15 protein-coding genes are annotated in these 16,587 nt (G+C 68.0%); 4 read left to right on the top strand and 11 right to left on the bottom strand.

What is annotated here, in order from left to right:
• Positions 1 to 131: 131 nt before the first annotated feature.
• Entirely contained in the window at positions 132 to 1,271 is a 1,140-nt protein-coding gene (locus NLF94_RS11205; protein ID WP_254837710.1) for an ABC transporter ATP-binding protein, read from the top strand.
• A gap of 31 nt (positions 1,272 to 1,302) precedes the next feature.
• Here NLF94_RS11205 and NLF94_RS11210 read toward each other — a convergent pair whose 3' ends face one another.
• Both NLF94_RS11210 and NLF94_RS20795 read right to left on the bottom strand, forming a co-directional pair.
• Positions 1,303 to 1,506, bottom strand: coding sequence for a hypothetical protein (locus NLF94_RS11210; protein WP_254837711.1), 204 nt, complete (start codon positions 1,504 to 1,506; stop codon positions 1,303 to 1,305).
• A 327-nt stretch (positions 1,507 to 1,833) separates the two neighbouring features.
• The gene (locus NLF94_RS20795) at positions 1,834 to 1,962 is read right to left on the bottom strand and encodes a hypothetical protein (RefSeq protein ID WP_256558606.1); all 129 of its coding nucleotides are present in this window, start codon (positions 1,960 to 1,962) and stop codon (positions 1,834 to 1,836) included.
• A gap of 335 nt (positions 1,963 to 2,297) precedes the next feature.
• On the opposite strand from NLF94_RS20795, the gene NLF94_RS11215 reads away from it, so the two are divergent.
• Together NLF94_RS11215 and NLF94_RS11220 are read left to right on the top strand one after the other, a co-directional pair.
• Positions 2,298 to 2,696 carry a DUF5805 domain-containing protein gene (locus NLF94_RS11215; RefSeq protein WP_254837712.1) on the top strand — a complete coding sequence of 133 codons (399 nt, stop codon included), beginning with the start codon at positions 2,298 to 2,300 and terminating at the stop codon, positions 2,694 to 2,696.
• Positions 2,686 to 3,717 (top strand): tyrosine-type recombinase/integrase, encoded by a 1,032-nt coding sequence (locus NLF94_RS11220; RefSeq protein ID WP_254837713.1) that lies wholly within the window; start codon positions 2,686 to 2,688, stop codon positions 3,715 to 3,717. Before NLF94_RS11215 ends, NLF94_RS11220 begins: the two co-directional genes overlap by 11 nt.
• A 183-nt stretch (positions 3,718 to 3,900) precedes the next feature.
• Here the strand turns inward: NLF94_RS11220 and NLF94_RS11225 are convergent, their stop codons facing one another.
• Both NLF94_RS11225 and NLF94_RS11230 read right to left on the bottom strand, forming a co-directional pair.
• Positions 3,901 to 6,312 (bottom strand): DUF2309 domain-containing protein, encoded by a 2,412-nt coding sequence (locus tag NLF94_RS11225; RefSeq protein ID WP_254837714.1) that lies wholly within the window; start codon positions 6,310 to 6,312, stop codon positions 3,901 to 3,903.
• On the bottom strand, positions 6,302 to 7,789 hold the full coding sequence (locus tag NLF94_RS11230) for a proton-conducting transporter transmembrane domain-containing protein (protein ID WP_254837715.1): 1,488 nt from the start codon (positions 7,787 to 7,789) through the stop codon (positions 6,302 to 6,304). Before NLF94_RS11230 ends, NLF94_RS11225 begins: the two co-directional genes overlap by 11 nt.
• Positions 7,790 to 8,183: 394 nt before the next feature.
• Between NLF94_RS11230 and NLF94_RS11235 the strand changes: the two genes are divergently transcribed.
• A complete protein-coding gene (locus tag NLF94_RS11235; RefSeq protein ID WP_254837716.1) occupies positions 8,184 to 9,200 on the top strand; it encodes an amidohydrolase family protein in 1,017 nt (338 codons plus the stop codon).
• Here NLF94_RS11235 and NLF94_RS11240 read toward each other — a convergent pair.
• The 7 genes from NLF94_RS11240 to NLF94_RS11270 form a co-directional block, all read right to left on the bottom strand.
• On the bottom strand, positions 9,197 to 9,670 hold the full coding sequence (locus tag NLF94_RS11240) for an Lrp/AsnC family transcriptional regulator (protein ID WP_254837717.1): 474 nt from the start codon (positions 9,668 to 9,670) through the stop codon (positions 9,197 to 9,199). The genes NLF94_RS11235 and NLF94_RS11240 overlap by 4 nt on opposite strands.
• Before the next feature lie 192 nt (positions 9,671 to 9,862).
• Complete coding sequence (locus NLF94_RS11245; RefSeq protein ID WP_254837718.1) at positions 9,863 to 10,585, bottom strand: SDR family oxidoreductase; 723 nt, start codon at positions 10,583 to 10,585, stop codon at positions 9,863 to 9,865.
• 38 nt (positions 10,586 to 10,623) lie between these two features.
• Positions 10,624 to 12,945 carry a DEAD/DEAH box helicase gene (locus NLF94_RS11250; RefSeq protein ID WP_254837719.1) on the bottom strand — a complete coding sequence of 774 codons (2,322 nt, stop codon included), beginning with the start codon at positions 12,943 to 12,945 and terminating at the stop codon, positions 10,624 to 10,626.
• Positions 12,946 to 12,969: 24 nt separating this feature from the next.
• Positions 12,970 to 13,884, bottom strand: a complete 915-nt coding sequence (locus NLF94_RS11255) for a phosphoribosyltransferase HisG-related protein (protein WP_254837720.1) — start codon at positions 13,882 to 13,884, stop codon at positions 12,970 to 12,972.
• 56 nt (positions 13,885 to 13,940) lie between these two features.
• The gene (locus NLF94_RS11260; protein WP_254837721.1) at positions 13,941 to 15,146 is read right to left on the bottom strand and encodes a hypothetical protein; all 1,206 of its coding nucleotides are present in this window, start codon (positions 15,144 to 15,146) and stop codon (positions 13,941 to 13,943) included.
• Between the two features lie 51 nt (positions 15,147 to 15,197).
• Complete coding sequence (locus NLF94_RS11265) at positions 15,198 to 16,025, bottom strand: MBL fold metallo-hydrolase (RefSeq protein WP_254837722.1); 828 nt, start codon at positions 16,023 to 16,025, stop codon at positions 15,198 to 15,200.
• A gap of 63 nt (positions 16,026 to 16,088) precedes the next feature.
• Positions 16,089 to 16,484 carry a YlbF/YmcA family competence regulator gene (locus NLF94_RS11270; protein WP_254837723.1) on the bottom strand — a complete coding sequence of 132 codons (396 nt, stop codon included), beginning with the start codon at positions 16,482 to 16,484 and terminating at the stop codon, positions 16,089 to 16,091.
• Positions 16,485 to 16,587 lie beyond the last annotated feature (103 nt).

The raw sequence follows: 16,587 nt of genomic DNA on the forward strand, positions 1-16,587 counted from the left end.
GGTGTCGGGAAACCGGACGCACCCCCGGAGGAGGCGACGGCGGAGAACCAAAGGTATTTTGGCTTGCCTAAAGAACGTTCCGACGATGGTTGTCGAACCGGCGAGCGAGTCGCGCTACGGTGGTGGGTGCCGTGTCTAGCGAGTCGCTACGGAGCACGGGCGTTGAGTTCGACACGGGGAGCGGCCGGGAGACCGTCCTTGAACTCGACGGCCTCCGGAAGACCTACGACGGGACTCGTGTGATCCGGGACCTCTCGCTTTCGGTGTACGACGGCGAACTGCTGACGCTTCTCGGACCCTCCGGGTGCGGGAAGACGACGACGCTGCGACTCATCGCCGGGCTAGAACGCCCGGACGGCGGGACCGTCCGGCTCGGCGGCGATGCCGTCTCCGGGAGCGAGTTCGTCGTCCCCGAGGAGCGCGACGTCGGCGTGGTCTTCCAGGAGTTCGCGCTCTTTCCGCACCTCACCGCCCGCGAGAACATCGCGTTCGGCATCGACGAGTGGAGCGAACCCGAGCGGAGCCGTCGGGTCGACGAGTTGCTGGCGCTCGTCGGCCTCGAGGAGCACGACGACAAACCGCCGGGGGAGCTCTCCGGCGGCCAACAGCAGCGCGTCGCGCTGGCCCGGTCGCTGGCGCCGGAGCCGAGCCTCCTGCTGCTCGACGAGCCGTTCTCGAGTCTCGACGTCGACACCCGCGTTCGGATGCGCGAGGAGGTCCGCGAGATCCTGAAGGAGGCCGGCGTCACCGCGGTCTCGGTCACCCACGACCAGGAGGAGGCGATGTCCATCTCCGACCGGGTCGCCGTGATGAGCGACGGCGAGATACAGCAGGTGGGAACCCCGGAAGCGGTCTTCCAGCAGCCGAAGTCCCGGTTCGTCGCGGGCTTTCTCGGCCACGCTTCGTTCGTCTCCGGCGAGGTCGCGGACGGCTGCGTCGAGTCGGCGCTCGGCTGTATCCCCTTCGAGCGCGTCAACGGCCTCAGCGAGGAGTACCGGGGAAGTGACATCGACCTGATGATCCGACCCGACGACGTCCGTGCCGAAGCGGCCGGCCCCGAGGCGGCAAACGGCGTCGTCGTCCACCGCCGGTACCTCGGTCCGACGGTTCTCTACCGGGTCGAACTGGACTCCGGGGACGTGATCGGCTGTATGCACAACCACGCCGACAAGGTCTCGCTGGACGACCACGTCCGGGTGCGCCTGAACGCGGACCACGATCTGGCCTGGTTCCCGCAGGACGAACGGATCGTCCCCGAGTCGGCGGGGTAACCGCCACGGCGGAACTCGGTTGCCGTCGGCTCTACCTGAGATCGGCGACGAACGGCTCTATTTCTTCCGAGCAGCGCGCGTAGTCGGTCGCGTGGTCGGTTGCCGGCGGACGGTCCAGCGGGCGGTCGGGGTCCCGCCGGCTTCCACCGTCGGTGCGGGCAGTCGGGGAGGTGGTCTCGGAGGTGGTCGGCGTGTACGGGACGAGCGGTGCGTCGTGGGTGTCTGGTGTCTGCATGGGTTGTGGGGCGAAATGCGGTCGAACGGCGATGCTACGTCGAGGGAGAATCAGTCGCGTACGCGTACGGGCGTTTCGAGCATCGCGTACCCCACCCTCGGGACGCATACATAATACACGTTCATGTTGGTGCGGCGTTCGCGGCATCGGTGCGCCGTATCCCTCGCAGGTCCGGTCACCGTGACCCTGCCTTCGTACTCGAAGCCGACCCGCGAGGGGGCCCCGAGGGGCGCGCCTCGGCGGTCGTTTCGACCCGGGACGAGCGGATGTATTGATATAGCAGTATGTAGTTTACGGGTTCGCGTTGCGACGCCCCCGAATCCGCTATCAGCCCCAGTCCGACGACGAAAGCGACCAGACGCCGGGCAGCAGGCAACGGTCGACGCCCAGCGAGACACTCCCGTAATGGATGCGTGCCCCCTCGTGAAGGTCGTGAGAGCCCTGAGCCCCTGCCATGCAGCCACCCCCCAGGGAGCCCGAGAGCCGCCCCACGACAGTACCCCCACGCACGATACGATGTTACACCAGGGTCGAGGCTACCCGCGCCGGACTATCGACTGCGTTCCCCCACCGGCGCGAACGGCACCCTCGGCGTGTCGATACCGACGCCGGACGGCCCGGACTCGCGTCAGACGATATATCGGTCGATATGAAGCCAACCTCGGAAATATGAATCACTTTCGTCGATATACTACTGGCAACCGCCACCTGAGAGAATTATTCTGGTCGATAAAAGCCTTTATCGAGTTGTCTGACGTACTTTGATGTGGAACCCGCTTGTGGCCGCAAACATGAGCGAGACCGACCGCGTCTCCGTCCAGACGTACGTGCCGGCCACACAGCGGGAACGGTGGCGGGCGGAGGCCGACGAACTCGACATGAGTCAGGCGGAATACGTCAGGGCGATGGTCCAGGCGGGAAGGCGGGGGTTCGAACTCGGGGACGCCGGGACAGGAAACGGCGTCGAAGCCGATCCTCCGGACGCTACCCCTGGGGGCGACGGCCTGAAAGACCGGGTCCTCGACGTTCTCGACGAGTCGGAGGTCGCCGGCTGGGACGAACTCCTGGCGGGCGTGACCGACGACATCGAGGAACGACTCGACGACGCCCTCGAAGAGCTGCAGGCCGAAGACCGGATCCGCTACAGCGGGCGGCGCGGTGGATACACGGTGGTCGACGATGGGCGTTGAGGATCGCACCGGATCGCCGGCGCCCGACGACCCCGTGGGGTACTTCCTGCAGGACATGACGTTTCACGGCCGCAGCGACCGGACGAAGAGCGCCTACGAGCGAGTTCTCCGGGAGTTCGAGGCGTTCGTCGGAACGCGCGGCACGGACCTCGAGACTGCCACACAGCGAGAATGCATGGCCTGGGTCCACTCGATACGGGACGAACACGCACCCAGTACCGTCGCCTCCTACGCCTCCTACGTCCACCGGTTCTACGCGTACATGACCCAGGTCGGCGCCTTCGAGTCGAACCCGATGGCACTGGTCACCGAGGAGATGGACGAATCCATCGATTCGGACCCCGCACGGCGGGAGATATCCGTCCCGGAGATGCGCTCGTTCGTCGCGGGAGTGGGTCACCCGCTCGAACGGGCGATCATCGGGACGCTCCTGAAGACCGGTATGCGGGTCGGCGAGTGCTGCAACCTGGACCTCCGAGACATCCACCTCGACGATTCCGAGGTACGGGAGGCGTACCCGACGGACCCACGGGGGTCACTCGACGGACGGCCGGACTCGGTGTTCGTCGCCAGCGAACCCACCAGGGGCGACGTCTACAACGACGAGGAGCGAACCGCATCCAACAAGCGAAAACGGGACACCGTCGTTCCGATCGACGACGAACTGAAGCACCTTTTAAAATCGTGGCTGGCGATACGCCCCGACAGCGACAGCCCGGCGCTGTTCTGTTCGACGAGCGAGTGGGGCAAGCGCGCCACCCCCTCGATGGTCCGGTCGTTCGTCGCCGAGCGGGCCGCCGAGCGGGGGTGGTACCGTGCTGGCGGCGACGCCGCCGAGAACGTCACCCCACATTACTTCCGGCACTTCTTCACGACCCACCTGCGGGACAGGACGGGCGACCGGGGGATCGTGAAGTACCTGCGCGGCGACGTTGCCGCCGACATCATCGACACCTACACCCACAACTGGGGCGACAGGGTGCGAGAGGTCTACGAGGCCAACGTCTACCGGCTGCTGTAGCCGGCTCGGACCTCGCGTTTTTCCGGAATCTCCGTTTTCCGACCCAGGAGATCGGTCGTAATTCAGTCGCCCGGCCGACTCGTAAACTGTATGTTGCTATATCAAATTGGCGTCCTCGGGGACGGGCTACGGTGGGTTTTACAGCGTGGATTCGGACGAACGAGCGTTACTACGGCGGGTCGACTAGTCGTCTGCGACGGCCGGAGCGTTCGGCGTTTCCGGGGGCGCTTCGGTCCGTTCGGTCACCGGCGTCCACTCCAGAGACTCCTCGTAGTGGAAGGCGCGGTTGTCCCGAGTCGGATCGATCACCGTCAGTGACAGCCAGTCGTTGTCAAGAATTTCGGTCAGGCCCTCGTGGTCGGCCAAAACGTCGGTTACCCGCTCGACCGGCGCGTGGACGACCGTCGAGAGGCGGAGCGGCTGGTGGTGCGGTTCGTCGTCTGCGGCCATCAGCGACTGGAGCGGGAGTCCGGCCATCAGGTCGCCGCCGTTGCCCTGGTAGACGCCGACGTTGCCGACCGGGTTCTGGGTCACCTTCGACCCGCTGCCGTAGACGGCGTTGTCGACCGTCGAGAAGTAGTACTGGGTGTTGATCCACTGGGTGACCACCATGGGACCGGTGAGGATGGCCTCCAGCGCGTCCCCGTCGGGATCGGTCGACCAATCGTACGAGTGGAGGAAGGCGCGGCCGTCGAGGTCACAGCCGCTCGTCAACTCGCGGGGGCCGATGACGAAACCGGCGTTGCCGGCCAGTCCCCACTCGGGGCGCGTCTCGGCCCAGTCGGCGGCACGGCGTTCCGTCTCGCCGACGCCGTCCGACCCGTCGGTCCCCATCACCTCGGCGCGCTCGGCAGCCGCGCTCTCACGAGCAGTAGCGAGGTCCCTGCGCAACTGATCGAGGTCGTCCGCGTGGCTCTCGGGCACGTCGTCCGCGAACAGTTCCAATTCGTCGGTCGTCGTGTTGTGCTGGCCGGCGACGAAGACCGTGTCCTCTGGGATGTCGAACCCGCGGTCGCGGAGTTCGGCCGTGACAGCCTCGTCGTTACAGATCGTCGCGAGAACGCGGGCGCTCGGGCCACCGGGATTGCCGGCACAGGCACCGCAGTCCAGACTCGAGTCGTAGGGGTTGTTTGCCGTCTCGCTGGCGTGGCCGGTGAAGACGACGAGGCGACCGAACTCCTCGAAACCCATCAACTCGAAGGCGGTCGCAGCGTACTCGACCTTCTCCTCGGTGGTCAACCCCACCGGCAGGTCGCCGGAGTAGGTGTGCTGGTGGTGGACGAGCGGCTCACAGAACTCGTGCTCGTCGGGCACCAGCTCGGCAGCGGCGTCGAGCAGGTCGTGGACACGCCCGGGGACGAGCGTCCGGGCCGCAAGCGAGAGACCGTAGCCGCTCCCGGCGGTCTCGACGTAGCCGTAGGCGGTCGCGGCGTTGGCCTCCAGTATCTCGATTACTTCGTCGGCGGCCGCCCGGACGCCCGACCAGCGATCGTGGCGTGCCTGGGTCTCGTCGTCGGTCGGAAAGTCGGTGATGTGATGCTGCGGATCGAGGATCGGCGGGCAGGCATCGACCGCCACATCGGTGTCGTATCCCCGATACTCCATCGGGATGCCGAAGAAGCCGGCGTACCCGTGAGTCTCGTAGTCGCCCGTCGCCTCGATGTGACGACGGATGATCTCCGAGCGGGTGTCGATACAGAAGACCAACTGGGCGTCCGGCCGCCCGGACGTACCGTCGTCGTCTATCGACCGGCTCCCTGCTGCGACGGTCCCGACGAGGTCGTCGCGGTAGGTCGCTTCCCACGCGCGAAGGAAGGCCCGAGCGAGTTCGTCGGCCGGGGTCACGTCGACGGCGTCGTCGGCCGGCTCGATGTCGGCGCCGACGGCGTCCAGCAGTGCCAGCCGTACCGCGAGGTACCCCTCCAGCGAGATCGGATACGTCGACTGCCACACGCCGCCGTCCTCGGCGCGACGCTTGACGAACCCGGACCAGCCCGGAAGCGCGGCCAGTTGCTCCTCGAAGATGGACACCCACTGGCTCTCCGGGTACGATTTCAGGACCGCCTCGATAGCTTCGGTCGCCGCCTCGGGTAGGTCGGCGACGACCCCATCGTCGGGGATCTCGCTGTCGTATTCGGCCATTCCCCGGAAGGCGGTGTAGAACCCCGCCTCGCGGTTCGGCATCATCCAGTGGGCGCTCCCCTCGTCGAGGAAGGCCGACAGCCACTTCGTCAGCACCCGGTCGACGTGGTCGGTGGCGGTGTCCGCGTCGTCCTCGGCATCGACGACGTCGGCCGCGTCGGCCATGCGGTCGAGCAGCGTCTCGGGGTCGTCCACGTAGCCTGCCTCGGCGAGCTCCGCTTCGAGGATCTCCGGGTCTATCTGGCCGCGTTCCAGCGCCGTCCGGAACGTCTCGGCGCTGGGGTAGCCACGCCCGCCCCACAGGGTCGCTGCCCGCTCGACGGCCTCCTCGAAGGGCCGGTCCTCGAACCCCGAGAGGGGGTTGGCGGTCACGAACGAGTGAATGGGCCACAGGGAGCCGACGGTCGTCGCCGCTTCGTCGATGCTGTCGCGGACGGCGGTTTCAGTACTCATTGTACTCCTCCTTGGAGGTCAACAGGGTATCCGACGACGGTTGGGTGGCGTTCAGTAGTGTCACGTAGAGACGCTGGCTCTGCTCGTGGACGCCGGTCTCGATGGCGACGTAGATGCCGACGAAGCCGACGGCGATGACGCCGTGGAGTAGGGTCAGTTCGGTCGTTGCCGTACTGACCGTCAGGAGGCCCGAGACACCTTCGTAGACCACGGCGTAGACGACGATGGCCGGGAAGAACACCAGGGGAACGGCTCCGTAGCGGGCTGGCGCCGGAAGTGAGGTTTGCTGGATCGCGCTGCGGGCCGCATGGAGCGTGGTGAAGACGACAAAGAAGGTCAAAAGGAGGCCGCTGTCGACGTTGGCTCCCTTCCCGGTCAGCACCGTAAACACCACGCCGCCGGCGAGACCGGTCACCAGCGCCACGAGGAAGCCAACGGCACTCGTCGTACGGCCGATCGTGTGCTCCGTGGTCTCGCTCGGAGTCGCGTGTTCGATCTGTTCGCCCGAACTGAGGAACTGGTAGGCCTTGTAGAAACCGTGCAGGACGAGGTGGGTGATCGCGGCCCCGAAGAAGCCGAGTCCGGCCTGCATGATCATAAAGCCCATCTGGCCGACCGTCGAGCAGCCGAGTTTGCCCTTGATGTCCGTCTGGACCGACTTCAGGAGCTTTCCGCCGCCAGCACTCGCCGCGCCGAGGGCGACTACCGCGAGCATGAGCGTGGAGTCGACGGTGATGACCGGGGCGAAACGGGCCAGCAGGATGCCGCCCGCATTGACGAAGCCGGCGTGCATCAGCGCGGACGCCGGTGTCGGGGCGGTCATCGAGGAGAGCAGCCAGCCGTGAAACGGTATCAGGGCGGACTGGATCATCGCCGCGAGCACGAGCGCGCCGGCGGCGATCAGCCACACCGGACCGCCGACCGTGTCGGTGGCCGCACCGATCCCGGAGACCGTCGTCGCGCCGGTCGTCCACCACAGTGCCGTCAACGCGACGCCCAGCAGCGCGCTACTGGCGAGGAAGTACTTGCGGGCGACCGCCGCGGCCGCCCGTGCCTGTTTCCAGCCCTCGTTGATACCGATGAGTTCCGCCATCAGCAGGCCCATCGCCACCCACAGGAACCCGAACAGTGCGACGTGATCGGCTGCGACGAGCGCCATCACGGATGTGGTGAACCCGAACGTAGCGAGGAAGAACCTCGTTTTGTGGGTGCTTCCCGCCATGTAGCGGCGCGAGTAGCTGTGGACGATACCGCTGAAGAAGGTAACCACCACCCACATCAGGACGGTCAGGCCGTCGACGGCTACCAGACCGGGGAGTTCCCACCCCACGCCGAATCGGACGCTTACGATCAGGACGGCGATGCTCGCGGCGAACAGCGACCACACGAGCCACGTTAGTGCGACGGGCACGAACGGCGACTCGGCCGTCGTGTCCGGAAGTGATCCAACCGTCGTCGATGAACTGTGTCCTGACATCGTTCGGCTCTCTAACGGGGTCCCGTGACCGTGGACCCCGGTATACCGCTTCTGGTCGTCTCTACCCAGTATACGAACAGACTGATTAATAAATCTATCTATATTCACATTCTGTTCCCAAATAATTGGTGATGGAACATTATGTTTCCGCGCCGGTGAGCGAGGGTGCCCCGTACGGCGAGGCCCGACGCGGGGACTCGCACACCGAAGGTGCGTCTCCGCTCGGCGACGGGTGGGCTGCTCCCGCTCACGCGGGCCGGGGTTCGGAACCCGCTGGGGGGATTGGGCCGGGGGACCGGTGGAACAGCCCGGACGCCGAGCGGGGTCTCAGTTACCGAAGTGTTCGCTATTCGAGGCGGAAAAAGCATATCGGTATCGGATTCCGAACGCCGGTATGGAAGAAGTCGCGGGAACCGTTCTCGCCGGCCGGTCGTTCGAGCCGATCCGTGGCCACGTCGTCGTCGAGGACGGCCGGATTCAGGCCATAGAGGAGACGGAGACGGAGTCGACGGACATCGTGCTGCCGGCGTTCGTCAACGCCCACACGCACCTCGGGGACTCGGTCGCGAAGGAGGCTGCCGTCGGGCTGTCGCTCGATGAGGCCGTGGCACCGCCGGACAGCCTGAAACACCGCCAGCTCGCGGCTGCGGACCGGTCCGAACTCGTGGGGGCGATGCGCCGGACGCTCCGATTCGCGCGGCGAACCGGTACGGTGTCCTGTCTGGACTTCCGCGAGTCCGGGACCGACGGGGCGAACGCGCTCCGTGAGGCGGCGCGGACCGTGGACGTCGACCCGTTCATCTTCGGGAGCGAGAGCCCGTCCGTCCTCGACGTCGCCGACGGGTACGGAGCCTCCGGTGCGAACGACGACGATTTCACCGAAGAGCGTGCTGCGTGCGAGCGCCGCGGGGTCCCCTTCGCCATCCACGCTGGTGAACCGGACGCGACCGACATCCATCCCGCACTCGATCTGGAGCCGGACCTGCTCGTCCACATGGTACACGCCGAACGGGAACACCTCGACCGGGTCAGGTCCCAGTCGGTCCCGGTCGCGGTCTGTCCGCGTGCGAACACCGTCCTCGACGTGGGGCGGCCCCCGGTCCGGGAACTGGTCGATCACACGACTGTCGCACTCGGCACGGACAACGTGATGCTGAATCCCCCCTCGATGTTCCGCGAGATGGCGTACACGGCGAAGCGGTTCGACGTGACCCCACGGGAGGTGTTGCGGATGGCGACGACCGCGGGAGCCGAGATCGCCGGGCTCGACTGCGGTGTCATCGCTCCCGGCCGGCGGGCGGCACTCACCGTTCTCGACGGCGACTCGGACAATCTGGCCGACTCGGTGGATCCGGTGAGGGCGGTCGTCCGGCGAGCGACCGCGCTCGACGTCGAACGCGTCGTCGGTTAGTTCCCGTTCCCGGAATCGAACTTGCCGAAGGGCGTCGTCTCGTGGCTCCGAACGAGGACCTCGTCCGCGACGGTGAGCCCCATATCGAGGAGTTCCTGTGCGACGGGCGTAATATCGCTGTCCGACTCGCCGACGACGGTGACCAGGAGGTTCTGCTCGCCGGTGACCAACTCCTGGACCGACACCACGCCGTCGATATCCAGAATATCGGGGAGGAGGTCGCCGCGTTCGGGTATCGACGCGGTACAGAAAAGCAGCATTCGGAGCGGATACCCCGATTTCTGATAATCGACGCTGGCGCTGTACCCCTTGATCACGCCGTCGGATTCGAGACGCTGAATCCGCTTGCGGACGGTACTGTCCGAGGTGCCGGTCCGCTCGGCGATGTCGCCGGACGACATGTTTCGAGCGTCCTCTTGGAGTGCGTACAGGATCGCCTTGTCCACGTCGTCGATTTCCTCGTCGGCCATACCACCGTGTCCGCGACAGAGCCACTTTACCTTTTGATGTCGGTGGGTTACCCCGCCGAGTTCCCTGCCCGTCTTCGCGGGAGTCGTGGGCGAAGGACGACCCGCGCCCCCGGTGAGAGAGCCGCCGGCGTCGACGATTCGAGCAAAGAGGGCCGACAGTTCTCGGGGGCTCCACGTCGCAGGCGGGGCGGCTCAGAGCCCCGTGAACTTGTCCCGCCGGAAGAGATCGAGTTCGCTCACCATCGAGGGGGACCGCTCGGCCGCGAAGACGACCGCTTCGGCGACCTCCTCGGGTTCGGTCACCTCCCCCTCCTCGAAACGACCTGCGAAACTCTCGCCCTCCTCGGAGCCGAACTCCGTGCGGACCTCGGAGGGGTTGACGACCGTCACGGCCACCTCCTCGCCGGCCTGCGCCGAGAGGCTCTTTGCGAACCCCCGCGTCCACCACTTCGTCGCCGCGTAGACCGGGTTGAACGAGCGGGGGTACTGCCCGGCGAAGCTACCGATGAACACCGCCGTTCCCGCCGACTCCCGGAGGTGCGGCAGCGCCGCACGCGTCGTGAAGAACATCCCGTCGACGTTCGTCTCCATCATCTGCCGGTAGTCGGCCGTCGAGAGGTCCTCGACGGAACTACCCAGTCCCAGTCCCGCGTTGTTGACGAGAGTGTCGACCCCGCCGAAGGTCTCGACGGTGCGCTCGACGAGCGTCTCGACGTCGCGTTCGTCTCTCACGTCGGTCGGGACCGCGATGGCGTCCGTGCCGAGGTCGTCGGCCAGCGCCGTGATGCGGTCCTCGCTGCGGGCCGCGAGCACGATTCGGGCGCCGGCATCCGACAGCGCCGACGCCGTCGCCCGCCCGATGCCGCTGCTCGCGCCGGTGACGATAGCCGCCGTTCCCTCGAGGTCTCCGGGCATACACCGGACGTGGAGCGCCGTGGTAATAGCCGCTCGCCCTACCGGTCCAGCAGCGTCGCCAGCAGGTCCGTCGCCAGCCGTTTGTCGAGGGGGTCGTTGGCGTTGCCGCAGTGCGGCGACTGCACGCAGGCCGGACAGCCGTCCTCGCAGGGACAGCCCCGGAGCATCTCCAGCGTCGTCCCCGCGAGCGACGCGAACCTCTCGTAGCCGGTCCGGGCCAGCGCGACCCCGCCCGGGTAGCCGTCGTAGACGAAAATCGTCGGCGCGCCCGTCTCCGGGTGCAGCGGCGTCGACAGCCCCCCGACGTCCCGGCGGTCACACAGCACCGTCGCCGGGAACATCGAGATGAGAGCGTGTTCGGCGGCGTGGATGCCGCCCGGCAGGTCGCCACCGGCCTCCAGGGCGGCCGTCGCGTCGTCGGGGAGCGCGAAGAACAGCCCCCGCGTTTCGAGGCTCGTCTCGGGCAGGTCCAGCGCTTCGGTGCCGAGCGACTCGCCCGACGAGGCGTCGAACCGCTGGAATCCCGTGATTTGCTTCCGCATCTCGACGTCCGCGAAGGTGATTCGCACGTCCGGGCGGGTCGACAGCGCCTTCGAGTCCAGTCGCTCGGCGACCATTATCGCCTTCTCGTGGAGCACGCGGGTGAAGTAGTCCGCCCAGGTCGTCTGCAACTGCGCGACCCCCGCCCGCAGGTCGAGGTCCGTCACCTCGTAACTGCGGCCCTGGTGGTGGTAGATAGCGCCGGGGTGAGCGTCACGCAGGGCGTCGTCGAACGGGAGTTCCGCCACGAGTTCGCCGTCCGGGCCGCGAAGCCGGACCTGCCGGTCGCCGATGTCTCGCAGGCTCACGTTCCCGTGGGGGTCGGCCCCGTCGTGGAGCCACCGAACCCCGTCGTCGGTCTCGCGCCGCGAGAGCGCGCCCGCCTCGGTCAACTCCGCGACGACCGAGGGAAACCGGTCACCGAAGTGGCGGTCGTCGTCGGGGCAGAGCCACGACTCGTCGGCCGCCGCGCGGACGTGACCCGGCAGGAGCCGCTCGTTTTCCGGGTTCGTGACCGCCCGCTCGGGGTCGCCCTCGAAGAACGCGTCCGGGTTCCGCACGACGTACTGGTCGAGTTGGTCCTCGCCGGCGACGACGGCCACGAGCGAGGGGTCGGTCCCGCGGCCGGCGCGGCCGGCCTGCTGGCGGGCCGCCATCCGGGTGCCCGGATAGCCGTCCAGGACGACCGCGTCGAGACCGCCGATGTCGACGCCGAGTTCGAGCGCGTTCGTGCTCCAGACCCCGCGCACCTCGCCGGCCTTGAGACCCGCCTCTATCTCCCGGCGTCGCTCGTCGGTTAACGCCGCCTGGTAGGCCTCGACGGCGCCCGCCAGGTCGTGTTCGCCCCGCTCGCGGAGCCGACCCGCGCTCTCGGAGGCGTACCGTTCTGCGGTCTGCCGGGACGAGGTGAACACGAGCGTCTGGTAGCCCCGGGCGAGGAGGTCACAGAACAGCCGCTCGGTCTCGGTGTGACTCGACCGCCGGCGGCCCCCGCCGGCGCCCTCGCCCCAGCCGTCGCCGTCGTACTCCGGCGGGTTCCACAGCAGCCAGTGGGTCGGCCCCGACTCGCTGTCGTCGCCGTCCACGAGTCGGACGCCGTCGGGGTCGCGGCCGGTGACCGTCGCAGCGTGCTCGACCGGGTTCCCGATGGTCGCCGAACAGCAGACGAACTCGGGGTCGGCGCCGAACTCCCCACAGAGGCGGGCCAGCCGCCGGAAGACGAGGGCGACGTGGCTTCCGAAGACGCCGCGGTACTCGTGAACCTCGTCGACGACGACGGTTTCGAGGCGCTCGAAGAACCACGACCAGAGCCGTCGCGCGTGCGGCAACAGCCCGTAGTGTAGCATGTCGGGCGTACAGCACAGCACCGTCGGCTGTCGGTCCCGTATCGCCGCCTTCTCCGACCGGGACTGTCGCCCGGTGTACTGTGCCACCTCGACGCCGCTCCCGAACCCCAGTTCGCCGGCCAGCGCCGACAGCGTCTCGGTCTGGTCGTCGACGAGCGCGACCTGCGGGGCGAGGTACAGCGCCGTCGCCCGGTCGTCGAGCGCCCGCTCGAAGGCCGGCACGGTGTAGGCGAGGCTCTTGCCGCTGGCCGTCGGCGTCGCCACCACGACGTCCTCGCCGCCCCGGACCGCCTCGATTGCCCGCGTCTGGTGGGTGTAGAGCCGGTCGATACCTCGCGCCTCCAGCGCCGACTCGAGTCGTGGGTCGAGGTCGAGTGCCTCGAAACGCGCCCCGCCGCCGCTTTCGACCTCGTGGACCCGTAACTGTCCCTCGTAGTACGGTCGGTCGCGGAGCCAGGCGACGGTCTCGTCCACGCGGTGGCTTGCCGCCGCGACGGCCTAACGGTTCCGCCCGTGGTCGGCGTCGACGCCGACGACGGTACCGTCCGCGGGAGCCTCCACCGGGTCGACCAGCCTCGCGGCCAGGTCCTCGGCCGGCCCGTCGGCCTCGGCGGGGTTCTCCAGCAGGACGGTCTCGCTGGGGAACAGTTCCTCGCCGACCCGGAGGCCGTGGTCGCGGGCCGTCGAGCCGGTGACCGTCAGGTACACCCCCAGCCCGACGGAGGCGATGGCAGCCTCCTCCTCGCGGTCGTCGGGGTAGCGGAACTCGACGCCGTCCATCGCGTGGGTTCCCAGCACCGCCCGCACGAGTCGCTCGTAGCGCGGCGAGATGGAGAGCGGGCCCTCGTAGTCGGCGACGAACGCCCGCGTCGGATTCTCGGCGAGGTCCGGCGTCGACAGCAGCGTGTGCTGGACGATGTCGCCGAGACCGCCAACGACCCGGACGTCCGTGTCCTTGGGGTCGATCCGGTCGTTGAGTTCCGACAGCGAGGACAGCGGCTCCGGCTCCAGGCGGACGACCTCCTCCAGCACCAGGTCCGCGCTGTCGAACCCGAGCGCGAACTCGTGTTTCCGGAGCGCGCGGAACGGCTCCTCGCGGCCGACGAGGTGGATTTCGTGGTCGCCGGCGTCGACGAGGAGGCTGTCGAAGACGACCCGGCGGGGCATCCCGGGTCGGCCGTCCCGCAGTAGCGTGAACTCCGGGGCGTGGCCGTCGGTGCTGCTGTAGTCGGCCAGCCGCTCGTAGACCGGCGACTCCGGCGTCTGTTCGCCCTTCGTGACGGCCTTCTCGTACCGGAGCGTCGAGGCCACCTCGTCGGCGACGGCCTCGACGCCGGCCACCGCCGCCACGCGTTCGAGGACGGCCTCCAGGGGCCGGCCCTTCCGCGGAACGGCGACGCGGAGCGTCGTCATTGTATGGGCCTGTCCCTCGATGGATAAAACCGCCGCGGTTCGAGTGTCCGGCCGGGCTACTCGTCGCCGTCCTCGAGTTCGATCTCCGGGTCGTCCGCCTCGTCGTCGGCCGCCTCCTCGTCGGTACCGTCGTCGTCCGTCTCGGCACCGCCTCCGGTTGCGATCCCTCCCAGTGCGGTCGCGAGTCGGTCGCGCATCTCGGCGACGTCGGCCAGTTCCGCCTCGAGTTCCTCGACGTCCTCCTCGAGAGCCTCGATCCGCTCGGAGGTCTCGGCCTCGATTTCGTCCTCGACGGCCTCGATGTCCTCCCGAACCGCCTCGAGTTCCTCGTCGACACCCTCGTCGACCGCCGCCCACAGCTCCTCGAGTTCGGATTCGATCTCCTCGAACCGCTCGGTCGTCTCCTGCAGTTCTTCGCGGAGGTCACCGATGAGCGTCTGTGCGTCGCCCTCCTCGTCGAGGAACTCCTCGAGGGCGTCCGTGTACGCCTGGAGGTCGGCCACCTCCGACTGGAGGTGCTCGATTCTGGCCTCGGTGCTGTCGTCGGCCGTCACGCCGAGCGCGTCGCGCAACTCCTCGAGGTCCTCGTCGTCGACGTCGCCGGCGCGAACCTCCTCGGCGAGGGCGGCCGCGAGCGATCCCTCGGCCACTCCAGGGGCGGCCGCGGCCGGCGCCGCGGCACTCCCCTCGGAGGCCTCCGCCTCGGCGCCGTCGTCCGTCTCGGCGTCCGATTCCTCCTCCGGTTCCGGGAGGTCGATGTCGAGGTCGGTCTCGTCTTCCTCGCCGGCGTCGTCGACGCCGACCTCGGTCACCGCGCTCTCGACGCCGTCGCCGGCCGGGGCCGGCTCCTCACCGTCCGACTCGTCGATGACGTCGCGGACGACGTCCCCGGAATCGCCGTCCAGGGGATCGACCGACTCGAGCGTCGGCTCGGTCAGGAACCGCTCGACGTCGGCGGCGTCCTTCCCCCGGAGTCCGTAGACCGTCACGTACTCCTCGTTCGGTTCGAACTCCCGGGTGAAGACGATCGTCTCGTCCTCGACGTCCCAGAACTCCGCGCCGTACTTGGGATGAAAGCCGATGTCCTCGGTCGGGACGTCGTCGGGGACGGTGTCGACCAGTCGGACGGAGATCGCCTCGTCACGCTCCGAACGGACGGTAAAGGCGATGGCTGGGACGGGGAAGTCGTCCGGTTCGAACGATTTCTCCACCGTGACCCCCTCGTTCGATGCGACGACCTCCTCGGACTCTGCGTCGGCCATACCCTTCGGTGTTGGCTTATCTTCATAAATCTATCCGAAGGTTTCGACCGCTCACAGATCCGTCGCGTCGCCTATCTCGAGGATCTCCAGATGCCGGGGGTGCTCGTAGCTCCTGACGTGGGGGCCCAGTGCAGAGGGGTCCGCCGTCAGCCCCTTCCACATGTCCCAGTGGGTTGGGACCAGCCGGTCGAGTTCCAGCTGTGCGGCGGCCTCCGCGGCGTCGTTCTCGTCGGCGTACCACGCCGTGTAGGTCGGTTCACGGGTCTCCTTGTCGAGTATCATGCCGGCCGAGCCGAACGCCACGACCCCCAGGTCGATGTCGTAGCGGTCGCCGACGTCGTCGAAGGCGTCGCTCGGTCGAGCGTCGCCGCCGTGGAAGAAGGTCCCGGCTTCGTGTTCGAAGACGTAGGCGACCGGGTGCTCGGCGTCCGGGTCGTGGGCCGCCTCGACGTGGACCTCGAAGGAGCCGACCTCGAAGGAGTCGCCCTCCGAAATCTCGGCGAGAGCGTCGTCGTCGAGGTCGTACTCGTCGGTCCAGGGACGGGCCGCCTCGACGGACGCCGACGGGCCGTAGAAGGTCGCGTCCGTGCGCTCGAGGATGGGCGCCTGGGATGGCGCGTGGACGTGGTCGGTGTGCTCGTGGGTCGCTACCACCGCGTCGGCCGCCGCGACGTCGGCCGGGTCGAACGGGACGGGTATCATCCGGACGGTCCGGGGCGGGTCGCCGGTCCCGAGGTACGGGTCGACGAAGACGGTCGTCCCGTCGGCGGCCTTCAGGACGACGCCGTTGCAGCCGAGATACCACAGCCGGACGCCGTCGGGGTCGGCGTCGGCGACCGCGGTCGGGAGCCAGTCGCCCCAGTCGGAGTGGACGGTCATGCCCGAGGGTGACGCGCCGCGGACAAAAAGGAACGCGATTTACCGGATCGGTGCCGCCGGCCCTCAGTCCTCACAGCAGCCGCCCGCGGTCTGGCCGAAGTCGACGGCCAGCGGCTCGGAGACGAGTTCGTTGAGCTCCTGCAGCCGCAGTTCCAGTTCCGACTGGGCCTGCAGGAACGCCTCCATCTTCGGCTTCTCGTGGAGTTCCTGCTGGGTCTGCTGGAGTTCCCGCAGGTCGTCGTTGGTGGCGTCGCCGGCCTGCCGGGCCATCATGAACTCCTCGCGGAGGCGCTCGAAGGCCTGGATTTCCTTCTGGAGGTCCTCGTCGCTCTCGACGGTCTCCTTGGCCTCGAGGTACTCCCGGTAGACCGGGAGGTCGGTGATGGCCTCGCCGAGTTCGGCGGCGAGTTCGTCGACGTCTTCGGTGAGGTCGGTCTCGGCTTCGGTTTCGACGCTCATTGTTCGCGCTTCGGGCCTCGGACGTTTAGAGGTGCCGGAAGCACGCAGGCGTGCCGTCTCCGGCCGAGAAGCGCGGGCGTTTTACGCGCCCGCCCACAATCGA

The sequence above is a fragment of the Natronomonas marina genome, from assembly GCF_024298905.1.
Lineage (GTDB): Archaea > Halobacteriota > Halobacteria > Halobacteriales > Haloarculaceae > Natronomonas > Natronomonas marina.